This window comes from Amycolatopsis sp. NPDC051045, from assembly GCF_040682955.1.
Classification (GTDB): Bacteria; Actinomycetota; Actinomycetes; order Mycobacteriales; family Pseudonocardiaceae; genus Amycolatopsis.
In genome coordinates this window covers 91,483-111,252 of record NZ_JBFBCC010000002.1, presented here as the reverse complement: position 1 = coordinate 111,252, position 19,770 = coordinate 91,483, and the positions used below count along the sequence as shown (strand labels likewise).

20 protein-coding genes are annotated in these 19,770 nt (G+C 72.0%); 15 read left to right on the top strand and 5 right to left on the bottom strand.

What is annotated here, in order from left to right; all coding sequences use genetic code 11:
• Positions 1-188 precede the first annotated feature (188 nt).
• On the top strand, positions 189-1,103 hold the full coding sequence (gene rmuC, locus AB0M80_RS04630; RefSeq protein ID WP_364558856.1) for a DNA recombination protein RmuC: 915 nt from the start codon (positions 189-191) through the stop codon (positions 1,101-1,103).
• Between the two features lie 857 nt (positions 1,104-1,960).
• The gene (locus AB0M80_RS04625) at positions 1,961-2,890 is read left to right on the top strand and encodes a DUF6542 domain-containing protein (protein ID WP_364558854.1); all 930 of its coding nucleotides are present in this window, start codon (positions 1,961-1,963) and stop codon (positions 2,888-2,890) included.
• Positions 2,891-3,017: 127 nt separating this feature from the next.
• Here the strand turns inward: AB0M80_RS04625 and AB0M80_RS04620 are convergent, their stop codons facing one another.
• Entirely contained in the window at positions 3,018-4,013 is a 996-nt protein-coding gene (locus AB0M80_RS04620) for a 4-hydroxy-3-methylbut-2-enyl diphosphate reductase (protein ID WP_364558851.1), read from the bottom strand.
• 151 nt (positions 4,014-4,164) lie between these two features.
• Between AB0M80_RS04620 and AB0M80_RS04615 the strand changes: the two genes are divergently transcribed.
• The 6 genes from AB0M80_RS04615 (at position 4,165) to AB0M80_RS04590 (ending at position 8,662) form a co-directional block, all read left to right on the top strand.
• A complete protein-coding gene (locus AB0M80_RS04615; protein ID WP_364558848.1) occupies positions 4,165-4,899 on the top strand; it encodes a lipid droplet-associated protein in 735 nt (244 codons plus the stop codon).
• Positions 4,896-6,143, top strand: a complete 1,248-nt coding sequence (gene xseA, locus AB0M80_RS04610; RefSeq protein ID WP_364558845.1) for an exodeoxyribonuclease VII large subunit — start codon at positions 4,896-4,898, stop codon at positions 6,141-6,143. Before AB0M80_RS04615 ends, xseA begins: the two co-directional genes overlap by 4 nt.
• Positions 6,140-6,544 (top strand): hypothetical protein, encoded by a 405-nt coding sequence (locus AB0M80_RS04605; RefSeq protein ID WP_364558842.1) that lies wholly within the window; start codon positions 6,140-6,142, stop codon positions 6,542-6,544. Before xseA ends, AB0M80_RS04605 begins: the two co-directional genes overlap by 4 nt.
• The gene (locus AB0M80_RS04600; protein WP_364558839.1) at positions 6,541-6,771 is read left to right on the top strand and encodes an exodeoxyribonuclease VII small subunit; all 231 of its coding nucleotides are present in this window, start codon (positions 6,541-6,543) and stop codon (positions 6,769-6,771) included. The genes AB0M80_RS04605 and AB0M80_RS04600 overlap by 4 nt, the downstream gene beginning before the upstream one ends.
• Positions 6,772-6,854: 83 nt before the next feature.
• Positions 6,855-7,904, top strand: coding sequence for a class II fructose-bisphosphatase (gene glpX / locus AB0M80_RS04595; RefSeq protein WP_364558834.1), 1,050 nt, complete (start codon positions 6,855-6,857; stop codon positions 7,902-7,904).
• A gap of 8 nt (positions 7,905-7,912) precedes the next feature.
• On the top strand, positions 7,913-8,662 hold the full coding sequence (locus AB0M80_RS04590; protein WP_364558831.1) for a serine protease: 750 nt from the start codon (positions 7,913-7,915) through the stop codon (positions 8,660-8,662).
• Position 8,663: 1 nt separating this feature from the next.
• On the opposite strand, the gene AB0M80_RS04585 is transcribed toward AB0M80_RS04590, so the two are convergent.
• A complete protein-coding gene (locus AB0M80_RS04585; RefSeq protein WP_364558829.1) occupies positions 8,664-9,653 on the bottom strand; it encodes an NAD(P)/FAD-dependent oxidoreductase in 990 nt (329 codons plus the stop codon).
• Positions 9,654-9,775: 122 nt separating this feature from the next.
• Between AB0M80_RS04585 and AB0M80_RS04580 the strand changes: the two genes are divergently transcribed.
• The 6 genes from AB0M80_RS04580 (at position 9,776) to AB0M80_RS04555 (ending at position 15,622) form a co-directional block, all read left to right on the top strand.
• Positions 9,776-11,173, top strand: coding sequence for a class II fumarate hydratase (locus AB0M80_RS04580; RefSeq protein WP_364558826.1), 1,398 nt, complete (start codon positions 9,776-9,778; stop codon positions 11,171-11,173).
• Between the two features lie 10 nt (positions 11,174-11,183).
• Entirely contained in the window at positions 11,184-12,050 is an 867-nt protein-coding gene (locus AB0M80_RS04575; protein ID WP_364558823.1) for a helix-turn-helix transcriptional regulator, read from the top strand.
• Positions 12,051-12,108: 58 nt separating this feature from the next.
• Positions 12,109-13,641, top strand: coding sequence for an ATP-dependent DNA ligase (locus tag AB0M80_RS04570; RefSeq protein WP_364558820.1), 1,533 nt, complete (start codon positions 12,109-12,111; stop codon positions 13,639-13,641).
• Between the two features lie 182 nt (positions 13,642-13,823).
• Positions 13,824-14,264, top strand: coding sequence for a hypothetical protein (locus AB0M80_RS04565; RefSeq protein WP_364558817.1), 441 nt, complete (start codon positions 13,824-13,826; stop codon positions 14,262-14,264).
• A 99-nt stretch (positions 14,265-14,363) separates the two neighbouring features.
• Positions 14,364-15,002: a Pr6Pr family membrane protein gene (locus AB0M80_RS04560; RefSeq protein ID WP_364558814.1), complete on the top strand. Its 639-nt coding sequence runs from the start codon at positions 14,364-14,366 to the stop codon at positions 15,000-15,002.
• Positions 14,999-15,622 (top strand): MBL fold metallo-hydrolase, encoded by a 624-nt coding sequence (locus tag AB0M80_RS04555; RefSeq protein ID WP_364558811.1) that lies wholly within the window; start codon positions 14,999-15,001, stop codon positions 15,620-15,622. Before AB0M80_RS04560 ends, AB0M80_RS04555 begins: the two co-directional genes overlap by 4 nt.
• Here the strand turns inward: AB0M80_RS04555 and AB0M80_RS04550 are convergent.
• The gene (locus tag AB0M80_RS04550) at positions 15,619-16,134 is read right to left on the bottom strand and encodes a hypothetical protein (RefSeq protein WP_364558809.1); all 516 of its coding nucleotides are present in this window, start codon (positions 16,132-16,134) and stop codon (positions 15,619-15,621) included. The genes AB0M80_RS04555 and AB0M80_RS04550 overlap by 4 nt on opposite strands.
• Complete coding sequence (locus tag AB0M80_RS04545) at positions 16,128-16,595, bottom strand: DUF309 domain-containing protein (RefSeq protein ID WP_364558807.1); 468 nt, start codon at positions 16,593-16,595, stop codon at positions 16,128-16,130. The genes AB0M80_RS04550 and AB0M80_RS04545 overlap by 7 nt, the downstream gene beginning before the upstream one ends.
• Before the next feature lie 43 nt (positions 16,596-16,638).
• Between AB0M80_RS04545 and AB0M80_RS04540 the strand changes: the two genes are divergently transcribed.
• Positions 16,639-18,078, top strand: a complete 1,440-nt coding sequence (locus tag AB0M80_RS04540; RefSeq protein WP_364558804.1) for a GuaB1 family IMP dehydrogenase-related protein — start codon at positions 16,639-16,641, stop codon at positions 18,076-18,078.
• 62 nt (positions 18,079-18,140) lie between these two features.
• Here the strand turns inward: AB0M80_RS04540 and AB0M80_RS04535 are convergent, their stop codons facing one another.
• Positions 18,141-19,535, bottom strand: a complete 1,395-nt coding sequence (locus tag AB0M80_RS04535) for a PhoH family protein (RefSeq protein WP_364558802.1) — start codon at positions 19,533-19,535, stop codon at positions 18,141-18,143.
• Positions 19,536-19,770: the final 235 nt, after the last annotated feature.

The window sequence follows — 19,770 nt, the reverse complement described above, 5'->3', positions numbered from 1 at the left end:
GCGCAGGCACGCCGCCGTCTCACTCGAACGTGTGTACTAACACGAGCGTGCAGGGTCGGACACGCCCTGTGCGGAATCGATGTGTTCGCAGGTCAGCTACCCAGAGCGACGAATCGGGTGCGGTTTTTGTCGGTGCGGTCCGCCATGATGTCTGCGCGGTCCGATCCAGGCCGGAGGGAGGAGACGAAGTGGCGACAGTACTGACCACCGCGGCGATCGTGCTCGCCGTCCTGCTGCTGTTCGCCGTCGCGCTGCTGTGGCGGCTGTACCAGGACGGGATGCGCCGGGCGGACGCGGCGGCCCGGCTGGTGGCGGCCGAGCGGGCCAAGGCCGACCAGCAGCAGCTGGCGCTGCGGCGCTACGAGGTCGCGTTCGCCTCGATCAGCGGGCGCGGCGAGCTGGGCGAGCAGGTGCTGCTCGAGACGGCACGGGCGCTGGGGCTCCGCGAGGAACTGCACTTCACCCTGCAGACGGACCTGGGCGGCGGCGGCTCGGCGAAACCGGACATGGTGCTGCGGGTGGGCGGCGACCGGACGGTGCCGGTCGACGCGAAGGCGAGCATGGCCACCTGGTCCGAGGCGGTGGAGACCGACGATCCGGACGAGCGGCTCGACGCGTTGCGCGCGCACGTCCGGCAGATCCGTTCGCGCGCCGCGGACCTGGCCGGCAAGGGCTACCAGCGCTGGGCGGACGCGATCTACGGCACGATCATGTTCGTCCCGTCCGACGCGGCGGTGGTCGCGGCGCTGGACACCGACCCGGAACTGCTGCGCTGGCTCATCGACCGCCGGGTGTTCCTGTGCGGCCCGACGGGCTTCGGAGTACTGGCCTCGGCGGCGCTGTTCGCGGCGAGCGACCGCACGCTGGAGGCCGACGTCGAGCAGGTACGCGCCGGCGCGGCGGCCGCCCACCGCGCGGCGGGCGGCGCGGTGGAGGCGCTCAACCTGTCGAGCACGCACCTCCAGCGCTTCCTCTCGGCCCGGCGGCGGGAACTGGAGGCGCTGGAGACGTTCCGGGCCACGGTGGCCCCGCTGACCGACGCGGCGGGCAGCCCGGCGGCCGTGCCGACGGTGCGGAAGGGGGACGAACTGGCGGCAAGCTGAGCACCCACGCGGCCTGACTCCCGGGCGGCGACCCGGCGCCCTCGCACCGATGGCGACGGGCCGACGGGCCGATGGGGCGAACCAGCGGCGAGCCGAACCGCCCACGCGGCCTGGCTCCCGGGCGGCGACCCGACACCCCGGCGCCCCCGCACCGGTGGGGCCGAACCTGCAGCGAGCCGAGCCGCCCACGCGGTCTGGCTCTCGGCCGGCGACCCGGCACCCCAGCGCCCCGCACCGATGGGGCCGAACCTGCAGCGAGCCGAGCCGCCCACGCGGTCTGGCTCTCGGCCGGCGACCCGGCACCCCAGCGCCCCGCACCGATGGGGCCGAACCTGCAGCGAGCCGAGCCGCCCACGCGGTCTGGCTCTCGGCCGGCGACCCGGCACCCCAGCGCCCCGCACCGATGGGGCCGTACCTGCAGCGAGCCGAGCCCACGCGGTCTGGCTCTCGGGCGGCTCCCCGGCGCCCCCCCCCCCGCACCGATGGGGCCGATGGGGGCCGAACCTTGCAGCAAGCCGAGCCGCCCCACGATCCGACCCCCGGCGGCGGAGCGGTCCCAAGCTGAATGGACCTGTCGACAGCGGCAACTCCCCGACATTCATCAGCTGACCACGGCCTGACCAGCGGCTTCGGACCGGGCGAGCCGGCTCGAGCAGCACGGCGGCAGTCGGCGGCACTCCCGGGACTGGCCGCGCGCCGCACCGGCGCGAGCCCGTGCGAGCCGACGCCGGCAAGGCTCGGGATGGACGGTCACCGACCGCTACCCGGCGCCACCGGATCATGCCGCCGGGTGGCTGTCGGCCCACGTCGGCGGCGGTGCTGGCAAGATCTTCACAACCACGAGATACGGTTGCCCCGTGACCGCGATTCGCGATCGCCAGAGCGATCCAGATGCCGACGACGTCCCCGTGCCGTGGGATGAGCGTCCTGTCGTCGGTTCGAGGCGCGGACTGCCCTGGTGGGCGGCGGTCCTGATCGGCCTCGGCCTGGCGGTCGTGGGCGCCCTCCTGGGCAAACCCAGCCAGAGCAGCATTCCGGTGGTCTTCACCGTCTGCTACATCGCCGGGGCCGTGATCGCGGTCTGCGCAGTGCGGCGCCGCGGGCTGTTCGGGCCCATGGTGATGCCGCCGCTGGTGCTGGCCGTGACCGTGCCCGGCGTGATCCTGCTGACCTCGGGGTCGCAGGGCGACGACATGCTGTCGAAGGCGCTGAACATCGGCACCCCCCTGATCAACGGCTTCCCCACGATGGCGATCACCACCGGCATCACCCTGCTGATCGGCTTCGTCCGCATCTTCCGCGAGCGCGATCCGGACGCCCCGAAGAAGATCAAGAACGCCTCCAAGGCCGACCGCCGGGTGGACGAGGACGACGAGAAGCCGTCGTCCCGCGCCGCGGCCACGTCGGCCGGTGGCCGGCCGCGGCCCGCCGGTTCGAACCGCACCGGCCAGACGCCGCTGCCCCCGGGCTCCCGCCGCGGCCGGGAGGGCGAACCGCCGCGACGCCCGCGCCCGCCTGCGGAGGGCGAACGCCGTGCACCGCGCGCCGGCGCGCCCGCCGAGCGCGATCCGGGAACCCGCGGCACGCGCAAGCCGCCGCCGGCGACCCGCCGGACCCCCCGTCCGGAAGAAGGCGAGCCGCGCCGGCGCGAGCCGCGCGGCGACGCTCCTCGGCGTCCGCGCCCGCCCGCCGAGGACGGCCGTGACACCCCGCCGGCCCGCCGCCCGTCCGGCGGGCGGAGTGCCCCGCCGCGCCGGAACCGTCCCTGGGACGACGAAGAGCGCTGACGAACGCGCGCCCACCGGCATCACGTGTGATCAGAGGGTCATCACGTGTGATTAAGAGGACATCACGCGTGATTGAAGGGACGACACGGCGGCGAGCCGCGCGGAGCGACCCGCCGCCGGAGCGAACTCAGACCTTGCGCAGTTCCTTCGGCGGGGCGAAGGAGATCTTCTCGTTGGCCGTCGTGACCTCGTCGACGTCGGCGTAGCCGCGCTTCGCCAGCCAGTCCAGCAGCTCCATGACCAGCACGTCCGGCACCGACGCACCGCTGGTCACGCCGACCGTCGTCACGCCGTCGAGCCACGCTTCGTCGACCTCGTGCGCGAAGTCGACCAGGTAGGACGTGCGGGCCCCGGCCTTCAGCGCCACCTCGACCAGGCGCTTCGAGTTGGACGAGTTCGTCGACCCGACCACCAGGACCAGGTCGCACTCGGCGGCCATCGCCTTGACCGCGACTTGGCGGTTCGTCGTCGCGTAACAGATGTCGTCGCTCGGCGGGTCCGCCAGCCCCGGGAACCGCTCGCGGAGCTGGTCGACGCGCTCCATCGTCTCGTCGACCGACAGCGTCGTCTGGGACAGCCAGATCACCTTCGACGGGTCGCGCACCTCGACCTTGTCGACGTCCTCGGCCTTGTCGACCAGCTGCACCTTGTCCGGTGCCTCGCCGGCGGTGCCCTCGACCTCTTCGTGGCCTTCGTGGCCGATCAGCAGGATGTCGTAGTCGTCCTTCGCGAAGCGGTTGACCTCCTTGTGCACCTTCGTCACCAGGGGGCAGGTCGCGTCGATCGTGCGCAGGTTCCGCTCGGCGGCCTCCGCGTGCACCATCGGCGAGACGCCGTGGGCGGAGAACACCACCAGCGCGCCCTCGGGCACCTCGGACGTCTCGTCGACGAAGATCGCGCCGCGCTCGCGCAACGTGTCGACCACGTGCCGGTTGTGGACGATCTCCTTGCGGACGTACACCGGGGCGCCGTAGACGTCGAGGGCCTTCTCGACGGCGATCACCGCGCGGTCGACGCCCGCGCAGTAACCACGGGGCTTGGCGAGCAGCACTCGCTTGCCGGAAGCGGATCCGGTGATCGTGGGGGTACCCGCGGGCTCGATTCCGGGACTCGCTTCACTCATGCCACCCAGGGTACGGGCAGCCCTCGGACGAACTCGAAGTCCCTTTCGGGTGAGCTTCGTCCCCCTCTGGCGCTGTGCCGGAGGTCACGCACCGCGGCCGTCCCACCCGTTCGGTTGGGCAAGAGGGGCGGACATGCGGCAGGCTGGACCCATGAAGCCATTCCCGCTCCCCCTCCGGGTCGCCGCGGGCCTCGCCGTCTCCACCGCCGAGCGGGTTCGCGAACTTCCCCGGCAGCTGGCCGGGCTCCCGGTGACCGTGGTCAGCCAGGTGCTGCAGGCATCCATGCGGGTGCAGCAGCACGTCACCGAGCTGGCGATCAAGGGCGACAACGCCCTGTCGAGCCTGCGCCCGGTCGAAGACACGCCGAGCTGGGCGACGTTCGACGAGGACGTCGAGCCCGACGTGCCACCCGCGCGGCCGGACTTGGCCCGCGTCGCCGAGGTGCCGGAACCGCGCTCGGAAATCAACGGTCACGTTCCGTCAGCAGCCGAACTCGAAGCGGAGCTGGGCGATCCGTGGGCCGAAGAGGAACGCGCGCTCGCCGAGGACCACGCCGACGGCGAGCACGACAGCGAGGACGAACCGCCTCGCAAGCCCAAGCCCGGCACGCCCAAGGTCGACAAGAAGACCAAGAGCGAGACGCCCAGGACCAGCGCCGCGGGGTACGAAGGTCCGGCCGGGCTGACCGGCTACGACCAGCTCACCCTCCCGCAGCTGCGGGCCCGGCTGCGGCAGTTCTCGGTCTCCCAGCTCGAGACCATCCTCGAGTACGAACGCGCCCACGCCGACCGCTCGTCCTTCACCGGCATGCTGTCCCGCCGGATCGCCAACGCCCGCAAGGCCGAACGGACCGGAGAAGACGGCGACGGCACGGAAGGCTCGTGAGCACCGAATCCGCACAAGCCTCCGCGAGCACCGCGGAACAGCCGTGGCCGGTCCGGACCGTCGCGCGCAAGATCGGCGACTGGATCCACCGGCTCGGCACCGTCTGGGTCGAGGGCCAGGTCACCCAGGTCAGTGTCCGGCCCAACACCCAGACCGCGTTCCTGACCCTGCGTGACCCCTCGGCGGACGTTTCGATGTCCGTCACCTGCCCGAACTGGCTGATCCGCGAGATGGAGCCGCCGCTGCGCGAGGGCGCGAGCGTGGTCGTGCACGCCAAGCCGTCGTACTTCTTCGGCCGCGGCACGATCAGCCTGCGGGCCGACCAGATCCGCGCCATCGGCGTCGGTGAGCTGCTGGCGCGGATCGAACGCCTGCGGAAGCTGCTGGCCGCCGAAGGCCTCTTCTCGCCGCAGCGTAAGCGGCCGGTCCCGTTCCTGCCGAAGGGCGTCGGGCTGATCACCGGCCGCGCGTCGGCGGCCGAGCGGGACGTGCTGGTCAACGCCCAGACGCGGTGGCCGCACGTCCGGTTCAAGGTGCTCAACACCGCCGTCCAGGGCTCGCAGGCGGTGCCGCAGGTCATGCGGGCGCTGCGGATCCTCGACGCCGACCCCGAGATCGACGTCATCGTCATCGCCCGCGGCGGCGGCAGCGTCGAGGACCTCCTGCCGTTCTCCGACGAGGCGCTCTGCCGCGCGGTGTCGGCCGCCGGCACGCCGGTGGTCAGCGCGATCGGGCACGAGCCCGACACCCCGCTGCTCGACCACGTCGCCGACCTGCGCTGTTCGACGCCGACCGACGCCGGCAAGCGCATCGTGCCGGATCTGCGGGAGGAGACCCAGCGGGTCCGGCAGATGCGCGACCGCGGGCGCCGCGCCCTGCACGGCTGGGTCGACACCCAGGCGCGGCTGCTCAACCAGATCCGCAGCCGCCCGTCACTGGCCGATCCGCTGGGCCCGGTCCAGCGCCGGCGCGACGACGTCGACGTCCACCGCGAACGCGCCCGCCGCGCCATGCTGAGCCTGCTCGCCAAGGACCAGGCCGAGGTCGCGAACGCGCGGGCCCGGCTCACCGCGCTCGGGCCGGCGGCCACGCTGGCCCGCGGGTACGCGGTCGTGCAGTTCATCGACGCCGAAGGCAACCTCCAGGTACTCCGCTCCGTCTCCGAAGTCGAGGCCGGTGCCCAGCTGCGCGTGCGCGTGGGCGACGGCGCGATCAAGGCGGTGGCGGAAGGAGAGCAGGAGTGAAGGTGACGTTCCTCCCGCTCACCGTGGACGCGGCCAGGAAACTCGGCGCGCGCCCGCTGCTGGACCAGGCGGTGCGCACCGACCGGGCCGCCGCCGAGTGCTGGACGGCCCTGCTCGCCGGCTGCGGCACCGCTGCCCGCCGTGACCTGGGGCCGCAGCTGCGGCGGCTGTCCGAAGCGACGTCGATGCAGGTCGGCTCGCTCTGGTGGTTCGCCGAAGGCGCCGGGCACCGGCGGCGGGTGGCCGGCGCGCAGGAGAACCTCGAAGAGGCGATCGCGGAGGGTGACGGGCAGGAGTTCGCACTGGCGTTCGTCGGGTACGACCACGCGATGGCCAGCGCGGTAGTGTGCGCGAACAGCGCCCACCCGTCAGCCCGGAAGGTCGGAGAACACCGAGCGTGAGTGAAACACCCAGCGAGGAACTCGGCTACGAGCAGGCGCGGGACCGTCTCGTCGAGGTCGTCCGCGAACTCGAAGCCGGCGGCCTGTCCCTCGAGCAGTCGCTCGCGCTGTGGGAAAAGGGCGAGAAGCTCGCGAAGGTCTGCGAACGGCACCTCGAAGGCGCACGCGAGCGCATCGAGGCCGCGCTCGCGTCCGTCGAAGACGGCGAAGGCGACTCCGCGCAGTGAGGTAGGCCATGCCGACGGTATCTGGAAACACGGCGGGTATCTGACAGACTGTTGACCCGCAGTTCCACGATCCGGGAGGCCTGATGTCCGCCGCAGAGAGTCGTCGTGAAGCGCCCGACCGCAACCTCGCGATGGAGCTGGTCCGGGTCACCGAGGCCGCCGCGATGGCGGCCGGCCGCTGGGTCGGCCGCGGCGACAAGATCGGCGGGGACGGCGCCGCCGTCGACGCGATGCGCCAGCTGGTGTCGACGGTGTCGATGCGCGGGGTCGTGGTGATCGGCGAGGGCGAGAAGGACGAAGCCCCGATGCTGTTCAACGGCGAAGAGGTCGGCAACGGCGACGGGCCGGACTGCGACGTCGCGGTCGACCCGGTCGACGGCACGACGCTGATGGCCAAGGGCATGCCGAACGCGCTGGCGGTGCTCGCGGTCGCCGAGCGCGGCGCGATGTTCGACCCGTCCGCGGTGTTCTACATGGAGAAGCTGGCCGTCGGCCCGGACGCGGCGGGCAAGGTCGAGCTCGGCGCGCCGATCGCGGAGAACATCCGCCGCGTCGCCAAGGCGAAGCACAGCAGCGTCAGCGACGTCACCGTGTGCGTCCTGGACCGCCCGCGGCACGAGCAGATCATCAAGGAGATCCGCGACGCCGGCGCGCGGATCCGTTTCATCTCCGACGGCGACGTCGCGGGCGCGATCGCCGCGGCCCGCCCGACCACCGGCGTCGACATGCTGATCGGCATCGGCGGCACTCCCGAGGGCATCATCGCGGCCTGCGCGATGAAGTGCCTCGGCGGCGAGCTGCAGGGCCGGCTGTGGCCGAAGGACGACGCCGAGCGCGAGAAAGCCCTCGCCGCCGGCCACGACCTCGACCGCGTGCTGCTCAACGACGACCTCGTGCGCGGCGACAACGTCTTCTTCTGCGCCACCGGCGTCACCGACGGCGACCTGCTGCGCGGCGTCCACTACCGCGAGGGCGGGGCGACGACGCAGTCCATCGTGATGCGGTCCAAGTCCGGGACCGTCAGAATGATCGACGGCTACCACCGGCTGAACAAGCTGCGGGCGTACTCCTCGGTCAACTTCGACGGCCACCTGGACGCGCCCGACGACGACGTCGTGCCCCCGCTGCCGTAAGGAGATCCGTGACCAGGCGACTGCTGGTTCTGCTGGCCTTGCTGTCCGTCCTGGTCCCGGGCACCGCCGCGGCCGCCCCCGCCATCGTCGGGGGCGCGCCCGCGGACCAGCCGTACCCGTTCGCCGTTTCGCTGCACTCCGCGTCCGGGAAGCTGTTCTGCGCCGGCGCGCTGATCGCGCCCACGTGGGTGGTCACGGCCGCGCACTGCGCGTTCGGCAAGGCCCCGGCCGCGGTCTCGGTGCGGGCGGGCACGAACGAAGCGGATCAAGGCGGCGAAGTCGCCCAGGTCGCCGGAATCGTCGTGAACCCGGCGTTCAACACGCAGAGCCCGGCGGGCGACATCGCGCTGCTGCGGCTGACAGCGCCGGCCGCGGCAGCGCCGGTCGGGCTCGCGACGGCCGCTTCGCCGGGCACCGCGACCCGGATCGTCGGCTGGGGCCAGACCTGCCCGAAGGTGAACTGCGGCGAACTGCCCGCGAAGCTGCAGCAGCTCGACACGCGGATCGTCGAAGGCACGAAGTGCACCTCGGTGTTCGACGGCACGTCCGAGCTGTGCACCGACAACCCGGGTGGCAAGTCCGGAGCCTGCTTCGGCGACTCCGGCGGCCCCCAGATCGTGCGCGACGGCGATCACTGGCAGCTCGTCGGCGTCACCAGCAGGCCGGGCAACAACGATCCGGAATGCGCGACGGCGCCGTCGATCTACACGTCCGTCGTCGCGTACGCGCCGTGGATCGCGGAGAAGACGAAGGCCTGACCTACTCGGCGTTGCTGGAGTGGCCCGGGAACAGGTGGGCGTCCGGGTCGAGCGCCACGGCGATGTTGTTGACGGCCGTCGCGGCTTCGCCGAACCCGGTCGCGATCAGCTTCACCTTCCCCGGGTACGCGGCGACATCGCCCGCGGCGTAGACGCGCTCGCGCGCGGTCGCCATCGTCGAGTCGACCGCGACGGCGCGGTGGTCGATTTCCAGGCCCCAGCTCTCGATCGGGCCGAGGTCGGCGGTGAACCCCAGCGCCGCGACGACGGCGTTGGCCGGGAGACGTTCTTCCCCGGCACCTTTGATCGAGACGTCGACGGCTTCGAGCGTGCCGTCCGGTGCTTCGACGAACCGGGTGACCTCGGCGTCGGTGATGATCCGGGTGCCGAGCTCGCGCGCCTGCCGGACGATCGACTCGGCGGCGCGGAACTTCGCGCGCCGGTGCACGAGCGTCACGCTCGCCGCCACCGGGTGCAGCGCGAGGATCCAGTCGAACGCCGAGTCGCCACCGCCGACGACCACGACGTGCTGCCCCGCGTGCGCCTGCAGCGAAGGGACGAAGTGGACCATGCCACGGCCGAGCCAGCCGTCGCCGGCCGGCAGCGGGCGCGGGGTGAACTCGCCGATGCCCGCGGTGATCAGCACGGCGCGGGCCCGCAGCGTCTCGCCGCCGTCGAGGGTCAGCTCGACGCCGTTTCCGAGGGTTTCGAGCTTTTCGGCCTTGCGCCCCAGCAGGTACTTCGGCTTCCACGGCGCGGCCTGCTGCACCAGGCCATCGACGAGATCGCGGCCGCGGATCTCGGCGAACCCGCCGACGTCGTAGATCATCTTCTCCGGGTACATCGCGGTCACCTGGCCGCCGGGCTCGGGCAGCGAGTCGACCACCGCCATCGAGAGGCCGCGGAACCCGGCGTAGTAGGCGGCGAACAGGCCCGTCGGGCCCGCGCCGATGATCACGAGGTCGTAGGGGTCCCCGGCAACGTCAGTCATGCTCGCTCCAGCCAGTGGTGGATGGCGGTGATCGAGAACACACCCGATCCTAGCGTCGCGGGCGGGCGAGGGTGGGCGACGCCACCACGCGGCGCGGCCCGAACAGGGCCAGAATCGGTGTCATGGCTGACCAGGAATACCGGATCGAACACGACACGATGGGCGAGGTCCGCGTGCCTGCCGACGCGCTCTACCGCGCGCAGACCCAGCGGGCCGTGGAGAACTTCCCCATCTCCGGCCGGGGTCTGGAGCGCGCCCAGATCCGCGCGCTCGGCCTGCTCAAGGCCGCCGCCGCGCGCGTGAACCTCAAGCTGGGCGTGCTCGACGCCGACGTCGCGAACGCCATCGCGGCCGCCGCCGACGAGGTCGCGGAAGGCGCCCACGACGCGCACTTCCCGATCGACGTCTTCCAGACCGGCTCCGGGACGTCGTCGAACATGAACGCCAACGAGGTCATCGCGACGCTGGCTTCGCGCGCGCTCGGCCGGGACGTGCACCCGAACGACCACGTCAACGCGTCGCAGTCGTCGAACGACACCTTCCCGACGACCATCCACGTCGCCGCGACCGAAGCCGTGCTCAAGGACGTCATCCCGGCGCTCGAGTACCTCGCCGGCGCGATCGAGGTCCGCGCCGCGGAGTGGGCCGACGTCGTGAAGTCCGGCCGCACGCACCTGATGGACGCGGTACCGATCACGCTGGGCCAGGAGGCGGGCGCGTGGGCGTCGCAGGTCCGGTACGGCGTCGAACGGCTGAAGTCCGGTCTGCCGCGGCTGGGCGAGCTGCCGATCGGCGGCACGGCCGTCGGATCGGGCCTCAACGCGCCGGACGGCTTCGGTGAGGCCGTCGCGACCGAGCTCGCCACCGTGACCGGGCTGCCGCTGACCGAGGCCCGCGACCACTTCGAGGCGCAGGCGACCCAGGACAGCGTCGTCGAGACGTCCGGGCACCTGCGCACGATCGCCGTCTCGCTCAACAAGATCGCCAACGACCTGCGCTGGCTGGGGTCCGGGCCGCGCACCGGCCTGGCCGAGCTGGCGCTGCCGGACCTGCAGCCGGGCTCGTCGATCATGCCGGGCAAGGTGAACCCGGTGATCCCGGAGGCGACGCTGCAGGTGGTCGCGCAGGTGATCGGCAACGACGCGGCGGTGGCCTTCGCCGGCGCGGCGGGCAACTTCCAGCTGAACGTCAACCTGCCGGTGATCGCCCGGAACGTCCTCGAGTCGGCGCGCCTGCTCGCGGCGGTGTCGCGGCTGCTGGCGGACAAGGTGTTCGCGGGCATCAGCGTGAACACCGAACGCACGCGCACCTACGCCGAGGGTTCGCCGTCGATCGTGACGCCGCTGAACAAGTACATCGGCTACGAAGAGGCAGCCGCGGTCGCGAAGCAGGCCTTGAAGGAACTGAAGACGATCCGCGAGGTCGTGATCGAGCGCGGGTACGTGAAGGACGGCAAGCTCACCGAAGAGCAGCTCGACGAGGCGCTCGACGTGCTGCGCATGGCCCGCGGCGGCAAGTGATGCTCGAAGTATGAGTGACGCAGCCGAGCTGGGCGCATTCCTGAAGGCGCGCCGCGCCGCGCTGGACCCCACCGACCTGGGTCTGCCGCGCGGAGTCACGCAACGGCGCGTCGCGGGACTGCGGCGGGAGGAACTGGCGCAGCTGGCCGGGATCAGCGTCGACTACTACACGCGGCTGGAGCAGGGCCGCGCGAAGAACGTCTCGGACGCCGTCCTCGGCGCACTGGCCCGTGCGCTGCGCCTCACCGGCGGCGAGGAGGCCTACTTGCGCAACCTCGCCGCGCCGCCGCGCCGTGGCCTGCCCCGGCCCCAGCGGGTCCGGCCCGAGCTGCAGCTGCTGCTGGACGCCATCCAGGCGCCGGCGTTCGTCTTCGGCCGCTACCTGGACGTGCTGGCGTGGAACGCTCTCGGCGGCGCGGTCGCCTTCGACTTCGCCCAGCTCGAGGAGCGCAACATCGCCAAGCTGTTCTTCACCGGCGAGCAGGCGAAGGAACTGCACCCGGAATGGGACGCGGTGGCCCGCGAGGTCGTCGCGAACCTGCGCGCCGAGAGCGGCAGGCACCCCGGCGACCCGGAGTTCGCCCGGCTCGTCGATGAGCTTTCGCCGGCCAGTGCCGAATTCCGCACGCTGTGGGCCGAGCACGCGGTGCGGGAAAAGGCGCAGGGGTGGAAGGTGCTGCTCAACCCGGTGGTCGGCGAGCTGCGGCTGCGCTACGAGACGCTGCGTCTGCCCGACGACCCGGACCAGGGCCTGGTCATCTACCACGCCGAACCCGGGTCGGAGAGCGCACGCGCGCTCGACCTGCTGGCCAGCTGGATCGCCGGCTCACCGACCGGCGAACGGCCGCTGACCAGGACGAACGTCCGGCCGGCCTGACAGCGCCGACTGAGACTGCCGACTAGAAACTGTCGGTGGTCCGGGTCATGATGTCCGGGTGTTGCTGAGCGAGTTGGTCCGCGCGTCCGCCGAACTGGCGGCGACCAGGTCCAGGAAGGCGAAGATCGCCGTCCTGGCCGCAGTGCTGCGCGCGGCGGAGATCGCCGAGCTGCCCGCGGTGATCGCGTACCTGACGGGGCAGACGGCGCAGGACAGGCTGGGTGCGGGCTGGCGCACCCTGGCCGGGCTGGGCGCCGATCCCGCTCCGGAGCCGGTGGTTTCGGTGCTCGAGGTGGACGCGTCGCTGACCGCGGCCGCGGGCGTGGCGGCGGGCACGGGCTCGTCGGCGCGGCGGCAGGACGTGCTGCGCGCGTTGTTCACCCGGCTGACGGAGGACGAGCAGCAGTTCCTGTTCCGGCTGGTCACCGGCGAACTGCGGCAGGGCGCGCTGGAGGGCGTGATGGTCGACGCCATCGCGGCCGCGGCCGAGGTGCCGGCCGAGGACGTGCGGCGGGCCGTCATGCTGTCCGGGAAGCTCGGCGTCACCGGGGTCGCGGCGCTGACCGGCGGACAGGCCGCGCTGGCGGAGTTCCGGCTGACGCTCGGCACGCCGATCCGGCCGATGCTGGCGTCGCCGGCGGAGTCACTCGACGATGCCGTCGCCGAGCACGCCGAAGCGATCGTCGAGTACAAAATGGACGGTGCCAGGATCCAGGTGCACCGCCAGGGCGACGAGGTGCACGTCTGGACGCGGACGCTGCGCGAGATCACCGGGAGCGTGCAGGAGCTGGTCGAGCTCGTGCGGGCGATGCCGTGCGAGTCGGTGGTGCTCGACGGCGAGACCCTGGCCCTGACCGACGCCGGGCGGCCGCGGCCGTTCCAGGACACGTTGAGCCGGTTCGGCAGCACCCGCGAGGAACAGGTCAAGGCGCTGCTGCTGCGGCCGTACTTCTTCGACTGCCTGCACCTCGACGGCGTCGACCTGCTGGACGCGCCGCTGTCGGAGCGCAACGCGGCGCTGCGCAAGGTCGCCGGGGTCCACGTGATCCCCGGCGAGGTGGGCACCGCGCACGCGGCCGCCGTGCTGGAGGCGGCGATGGAAGCGGGCCACGAAGGCGTGATGGTCAAGGATCTCGCGTCGCCGTACGCGGCGGGGCGGCGCGGGCGGGCGTGGCTGAAGGTCAAGCCGGTGCACACGATCGACCTGGTGGTGCTCGCGGCGGAGTGGGGCCACGGCCGGCGCACGGGCACGCTGTCGAACCTCCACCTGGGCGCCCGCGACCCGGACGGCGGCCCACCGATCATGGTGGGCAAGACGTTCAAGGGCATGACCGACGAGCTGCTGGCCTGGCAGACCAGGACGTTCCAGGAGATCGAGACCCACCGCGACGACTGGACGGTGTACGTGCGGCCGGAGATCGTGGTCGAGATCGAGCTGGACAGCGCCCAGGTGAGCACGCGCTACCCGGGCGGCCTGGCCCTGCGGTTCGCCCGGGTGGTCCGCTACCGCCCGGACAAGGATCCGGCCGAGGCGGACACGATCGACACGGTCCGCGGCCTGCTCCACGGCGACCGCTCGGAAGGGAGCTGACGACGGCCTGCCGCCGGCGAACGTCGTGAAGGCGCTTCGCTGAGGCGTCCGGCCCGGGCAGGTTCGCCTCCCCGGGCGAAATCGACGGCAATTCTGCCGCCACGGCCAGCCGGTGGGAATCTCTAGAGTGCGCTCCTTCACAACGATCCGCTCACATCCGAGCGGTCATGGAGGAGCGAACAGTGGTCAGCAAGGAACAGATGAAGGCGGCCATCCACGCCGCTTTCGATTCGGCCGTCGCCGACGGGGCCGGCTTCACGAAGGTGTACGCCGCGGAAATCAGACAGAAGAACTACCTGGTCTTCCGCACCACCACCGTCAGCAATTTCGCGCTGGGGTTCAAGCCGGGGCAGACCGATCTCGTCCTCGTCCCGCTCGACGAGAAGAACGGCACCGTCACGGCCGGCACGCCGCTGACGATCAACGACGCCAACCGGGCCTCGGTCAAGAAACGTGACCTGCAGGGCCGGTTCGTGATCAAGACGACCGACGGCCGGACGTTCCGGCTCAGCGTCATCCCGTCCGTGACGAAGCTGCTGGCCGCCGCCTACCAGCTGCCGGTCGAGCAGAAGGCGGAGTACGAGGCGTTCACCGCACTCCGGGACACGCTCACCGCGGCGTAGCACCACGCTCGGGGCTGTCCACGCATTGGGTGGCCCCCGGCTGCCGGACTCGACTCGATCGAGGGTCCACTGTGGATTACCGACCGGTACCCTCCGGGGATGCACGGTTCGAAGCTCACCCGCGCCTGGTTCGCGGTCACCGCACTGGTCGCACTGACCGGCCTCGTCGTCCAGGTGATCGTCACCGCGGGCGACCCGGGCGGCCGCTTCACGACGGCGGCCGGCCGGGTGGCGAACCTGTTCTGCTTCTTCACGATCGACTCGAACCTGCTGGTCATCGCGTCGTCGGCGGTGGTGGTCCTCGGGGCGGCGCGGGGCACGCTGTTCCGCGTGCTCTGGCTCGACGCGCTGGCCGGCATCATCGTGACGGGCATCGTCTACCAGGTCGCCCTCGCCGGCCGGCACGAACTGCACGGCCTCGCCTTCTTCGCCGACACGATGCTGCACAAGGTGACGCCGATCCTGTTCGTGCTCGGCTGGCTCCTGGCCGGTCCGCGCGGGGCCGTCACGTGGCGCACTGTCCGGTGGTCGCTGGTCTACCCGCTGGTCTGGCTCGCGTTCACGCTCCCCCGCGGCGCGCTCACCGGCTTCTACCCGTACCCGTTCGTCGACGCGGGCGTCCTCGGCTACGGCCGGGTGACGCTGAACTGCGTCTTCATCGGGCTCTTCTTCACCGCGCTCGCCGCGGGCGCGTTCCTGTACGACCGCCGGTTCACCCGGCTAGGGTCGGGCGCATGACGGCGATCGTGCAGAACCTGGTGACTTCCGGCGTCTTCCGGCTCGACGGGGGCAGCTGGGACGTCGACAACAACGTGTGGATCGTGGGCGACGACGCGGAAGTGATCGTGATCGACGCGGCGCACGACGCGAAGGCGATCGAAAACGTCGTGGGCGACCGGAAGCTGACCGCGATCGTCTGCACCCACGCGCACAACGACCACGTCAACGCCGCCCCGGAGCTCGCCGCCGCGACCGGCGCGCCGATCCTGCTGCACCCGGACGACCGGGTCGTCTGGGACCTCACGCACCCGGATCGCGCCCCGGACGGCGAGCTGGCCGACGGCCAGGCGCTCACTGTGGCGGGCACCGAACTCCGCGTCATCCACACACCGGGGCACGCGCCCGGCGCGGTCTGTCTGTACGCCGCGAAACCGGGCGTGCTGTTCACCGGCGACACGCTGTTCCACGGCGGCCCCGGCGCCACCGGGCGGTCCTATTCGGACTACCCGACGATCGTGCGGTCCATCCGGGAGAAGCTGTTCACCCTCCCGGACGCAACGAAGGTCCACACCGGACACGGCGAAGGCACGACGATCGGCGCCGAGAAGGCGGCTTCGGACGGCTGGGACCAGCCTTAGGAGGTGTGCTTCCGGGCGACGAGGGCGAAGTCCTCGATCGCCCGGTCGAAGGCGGCACTGGCTTCCCGGACCGGCGTGGGCAGGAACTTCCGGTCGAACTTCCTGGAGTCGTCGAGCTCCCACCGGGTGTGGTGGAGTTCCATCTCCTTCCTGCGGAGCAGGTTCGCCTGCTCGACCAGCTCGTCCGGTCCGCTCATCACGAGCAGCCCGTAGAACGCGCGCATGTCGGTGCGTGCCGTGTAGTACCCGTCTTCGAACTCGATCTCCCGCTGCGCGTCGGTCTCGAGCTCTTTGCCCAGCTCCCGGCGGCGGTGGATCACGTTGATGTCGATGATGTGCTTGCGAGCCCGCGTTGCGGCCTCGATCAGCCCGGCACAGCGGTCGGCCCGGTCCTGCCGCAGCTTCGCGCGCCGGGCGGCGTTGAGCTTCACCGGCTCGACCAGCGCGCCCAGCGTCACGCCGACCAGCGACGCCACCGCCGCGATGGCCGCGGCACCGACCGCCGTCAGCACGTCAGCCGCGGCACGCTCGGCGACACCCGTACGCGCTGCTTCGCCTCGTCGGCCAGGCTCCGGGCCCACTCCTGGAGTCCGGCGACGTCGATGCCGTGCGGCGGCTCGCTCCGGAACGGCTCGATGTTCGCCGCGCCCCGCTCCAGGAGCGACACCGCACCGACGTTGTTGCCGCGCGCCGCGTGCGTCAGCCCGACCGCGAGCTGCGCGAGACCCCGCCAGAGTTCGCGGTCGGGTCCGTCTGTGGTCTTCCACGCGTCCTCGAAGACCTCGTGCGCGTGGAACGGCTTGCCGTCGTCAAGCAGCCGCTGGGCTTCCGCAAGCGTTTGCGCGGGGGCGCGCTCGACGCCTTCCGGCTGGCGCTCGACCCCGTCCACGCCGTACGGCAGCGGCCGGCCGAGGCCGTCGCGCGGCCGTGCGTTGCGTGCCCGTCCCTCGGTGTCCCGGTCGCGGCGGCTCATGCCCCCGATCTTGCCACGGGCCCGGCAGGTAGTCTGGTGAGTCGTGCGTTTCCTCGACGGCCACCGGCCCGCCCACGACCTGACCTACGACGACGTGTTCCTCCTGCCGAACCGTTCGGACGTGGAGTCCCGCTTCGACGTCGACCTCTCCACCGCAGACGGCACCGGCGCGACCATCCCGATCGTGGTCGCGAACATGACCGCGGTCGCCGGCCGCCGGATGGCCGAGACCGTCGCCCGCCGCGGCGGGCTGGTGGTGCTGCCGCAGGACGTCGACAGCGCCGCCGTCGCCGAAATCGTCGGCTGGGTGAAGAGCCGCCACCCGGTGTGGGACACGCCGCTGGTGCTCACCGGCGGCGACGCGGTCGCCGACGCGCTCAACCTGGTCCACAAGCGGGCTCATGGCGCTGTCGTCATCGTGGACGGCGAAGGCCGCCCGGTCGGCATCGTCGACGAAGCGGCCTGCGCGGGCGTCGACCGCTTCGCGCGCCTCGCCGACGTCACCCAGCCCGCGACCGTCGCGGTTCCGCTGGCCACGCCGCCGCGGGAGGTTTTCGAGCGGCTCCACAGCAGCGGCGCACCCCTGGCCCTCGGCCTCGACGCCGACGGGCGCCTCGCGGGCGTCCTGACCGCCGTCGGGGCGCTGCGCGCGGAGATCTACACCCCGGCCGTCGACGACGCGGGCAAGCTGCGCGTCGCGGCCGCGGTGGGGGTCAACGGCGACGTCGCGGCGAAGGCCGAAGCCGTGCTCGGGTCCGGCGTCGACGTGCTGGTCGTCGACACCGCGCACGGGCACCAGGAGAAGATGATCGCCGCGCTGAAGGCCGTCCGGTCGGTGTCGCCGCAGGTCCCGGTGGTCGCCGGGAACGTGGTCACGGCCGAGGGCACGCGTGACCTGATCCAGGCCGGCGCCGACGTCGTCAAGGTCGGCGTCGGGCCGGGCGCGATGTGCACGACCCGGATGATGACCGGCGTGGGCCGGCCGCAGTTCTCCGCGGTCGCCGAGTGCGCGGCCGCCGCGCGCGAGCTGGGCAAGCACGTCTGGGCCGACGGCGGGGTCCGCCACCCACGCGACGTCGCGCTGGCGCTGGCGGCGGGCGCGTCCGCGGCCATGGTCGGCTCGTGGTTCGCCGGCACCTACGAATCGCCCGGCGACCTGCGGTTCGACGAGCAGGGCCGGCCCTACAAGGAGTCGTTCGGCATGGCGTCGAAGCGCGCGGTCGGCGCGCGGACGCGCACGGACAACTCGTTCGACCGCGCGCGCAAGGCGCTGTTCGAGGAGGGCATCTCGTCGTCGCGGATGGCCCTCGACCCGGCCCGGCCGGGCGTGGAGGACCTGCTGGACTCGATCGGCTCCGGCGTGCGCTCTTCCTGCACGTACGCGGGCGCGCGGACCCTCGAAGAGTTCCACGAGCGCGCGCTGCTGGGCGTCCAGTCGGCGGCGGGCTTCGCCGAGGGCCGCCCGCTCCCCGCAGGCTGGTGAAAGCCGTGAATGCCACCTTGACGGACGCTTGGTCCCTCGAGGTGGCATTCACGGACTTGGGTCTAGCCGTGGTCCTCCAGCATCTCGGTGACCAGGGCGGCGATCGGTGAGCGTTCGGAGCGGGTGAGGGTCACGTGCGCGAACAGCGGGTGGCCCTTGAGCTTCTCGATCACCGCCGAGACGCCGTCGTGCCGCCCGACGCGCAGGTTGTCGCGCTGGGCGACGTCGTGCGTGAGCACCACCCGTGACGCCGTGCCGAGCCGCGAAAGCACCGTGAGCAGGACGTTGCGCTCCAGCGACTGGGCCTCGTCGACGATGACGAACGTGTCGTGCAGCGAGCGGCCGCGGATGTGGGTCAGCGGGAGCACCTCGAGCATGCCGCGGTCGAAGACCTCGTCGAGGACGTCCTGGCTGACCAGCGCGCCGAGGGTGTCGAACACCGCCTGCGCCCACGGCTGCATCTTCTCGCTCTCGGACCCGGGCAGGTAGCCGAGGTCCTGGCCGCCGACCGCGTAGACCGGCCGGAACACCACGACCTTGCGGTGCTGACGGCGTTCCATCACGGCTTCCAGGCCGGCGCACAGCGCGAGCGCCGACTTGCCGGTGCCCGCCCGGCCGCCCAGCGACACGATGCCGACGTCGGAATCGAGCAGCAGGTCGAGCGCGACGCGCTGCTCGGCGCTGCGGCCGTGCAGGCCGAACGCCTCGCGGTCGCCGCGGACCAGCCGGATGCGCTTGTCCGCGGTGATCCGGCCCAGCGCGCTCGAGGTGCCGGCGAGCAGCCGCAGGCCGGTGTGGCAGGGCAACTCGGCGAGCTCGTCCATGCCGTACTCGACCGGGTCGACGGTGCTGCCGCCGAACAGCGTGTCGAGCACGTCCTGTTCGACGTCGACGTCCGCCATGCCGGTCCAGCCCGACGGCGTCACTTCCTGCGCGCGGTACTCGTCCGCCTCGAGACCGACGGCCCCGGCCTTGACCCGCAGCGGGATGTCCTTCGTCACCAGCGTGACCGCCGCGTTCTCCGCCGCCAGGTTGAGCGCGCAGGCGAGGATGCGGTGGTCGTTGGAGTCGGTGCGGAACCCGACCGGGAGCACCGTCGGGTCCGAGTGGTTCAGCTCCACCTGCAGCGTGCCGCCGTGGTCCCCGATGGGGAGCGGCGCGTCGAGCCTGCCGTACTGCCGGCGCAGGTCGTCGAGCATGCGCAGGGATTCCCGGGCGAACCAGCCGAGCTCCGGGTGGTGGCGCTTCGCCTCCAGTTCACTGATGACGACCAGCGGAAGCACGACGGCGTGCTCGGCGAACCGAGTGACCGCCCACGGGTCCGAAAGCAGGACCGACGTGTCCAAGACGAAAGTGGACCGCTGAGTTCCGGGCGAGGTCGAGGCTTTCTCCGGGCCAGGAACGGCACCGGTCGAAGAACGGCCAGAGGCCTTACGGGGCAAACGCTGCGCAGTCACGACGGCATCTCCCTCGAGGGCGTGTGCACCTCACGCCCGCACTCGCTGGGCCGGGCACCTCCCTGGCTGGACCGTTCTCCTGACCTGGGTCAGGTGACGCGGCCACGAGGGCCGGGTGCCGGCCCCCTCGAGCGTCTAGTGGGCGGCTGAGCCGCCCCCTCGATCACCGCCACGACCAGGGCCTCCCGCGAGGACCCGCACGGAACGCGCGCCCTCACCTCGGAAGGTACCCACG

What these genes read in the sequence shown, in the direction of transcription:
- AB0M80_RS04620 (WP_364558851.1), bottom strand. Translation starts at nt 4,013, where the DNA reads ATGAGTGAAGCGAGTCCCGGAATCGAGCCCGCGGGTACCCCCACGATC.
- AB0M80_RS04615 (WP_364558848.1), top strand. Translation starts at nt 4,165, where the DNA reads ATGAAGCCATTCCCGCTCCCCCTCCGGGTCGCCGCGGGCCTCGCCGTC.
- glpX (WP_364558834.1), top strand. Translation starts at nt 6,855, where the DNA reads ATGTCCGCCGCAGAGAGTCGTCGTGAAGCGCCCGACCGCAACCTCGCG.
- AB0M80_RS04585 (WP_364558829.1), bottom strand. Translation starts at nt 9,653, where the DNA reads ATGACTGACGTTGCCGGGGACCCCTACGACCTCGTGATCATCGGCGCG.
- AB0M80_RS04580 (WP_364558826.1), top strand. Translation starts at nt 9,776, where the DNA reads ATGGCTGACCAGGAATACCGGATCGAACACGACACGATGGGCGAGGTC.
- AB0M80_RS04575 (WP_364558823.1), top strand. Translation starts at nt 11,184, where the DNA reads ATGAGTGACGCAGCCGAGCTGGGCGCATTCCTGAAGGCGCGCCGCGCC.
- AB0M80_RS04560 (WP_364558814.1), top strand. Translation starts at nt 14,364, where the DNA reads ATGCACGGTTCGAAGCTCACCCGCGCCTGGTTCGCGGTCACCGCACTG.
- AB0M80_RS04555 (WP_364558811.1), top strand. Translation starts at nt 14,999, where the DNA reads ATGACGGCGATCGTGCAGAACCTGGTGACTTCCGGCGTCTTCCGGCTC.
- AB0M80_RS04545 (WP_364558807.1), bottom strand. Translation starts at nt 16,595, where the DNA reads ATGAGCCGCCGCGACCGGGACACCGAGGGACGGGCACGCAACGCACGG.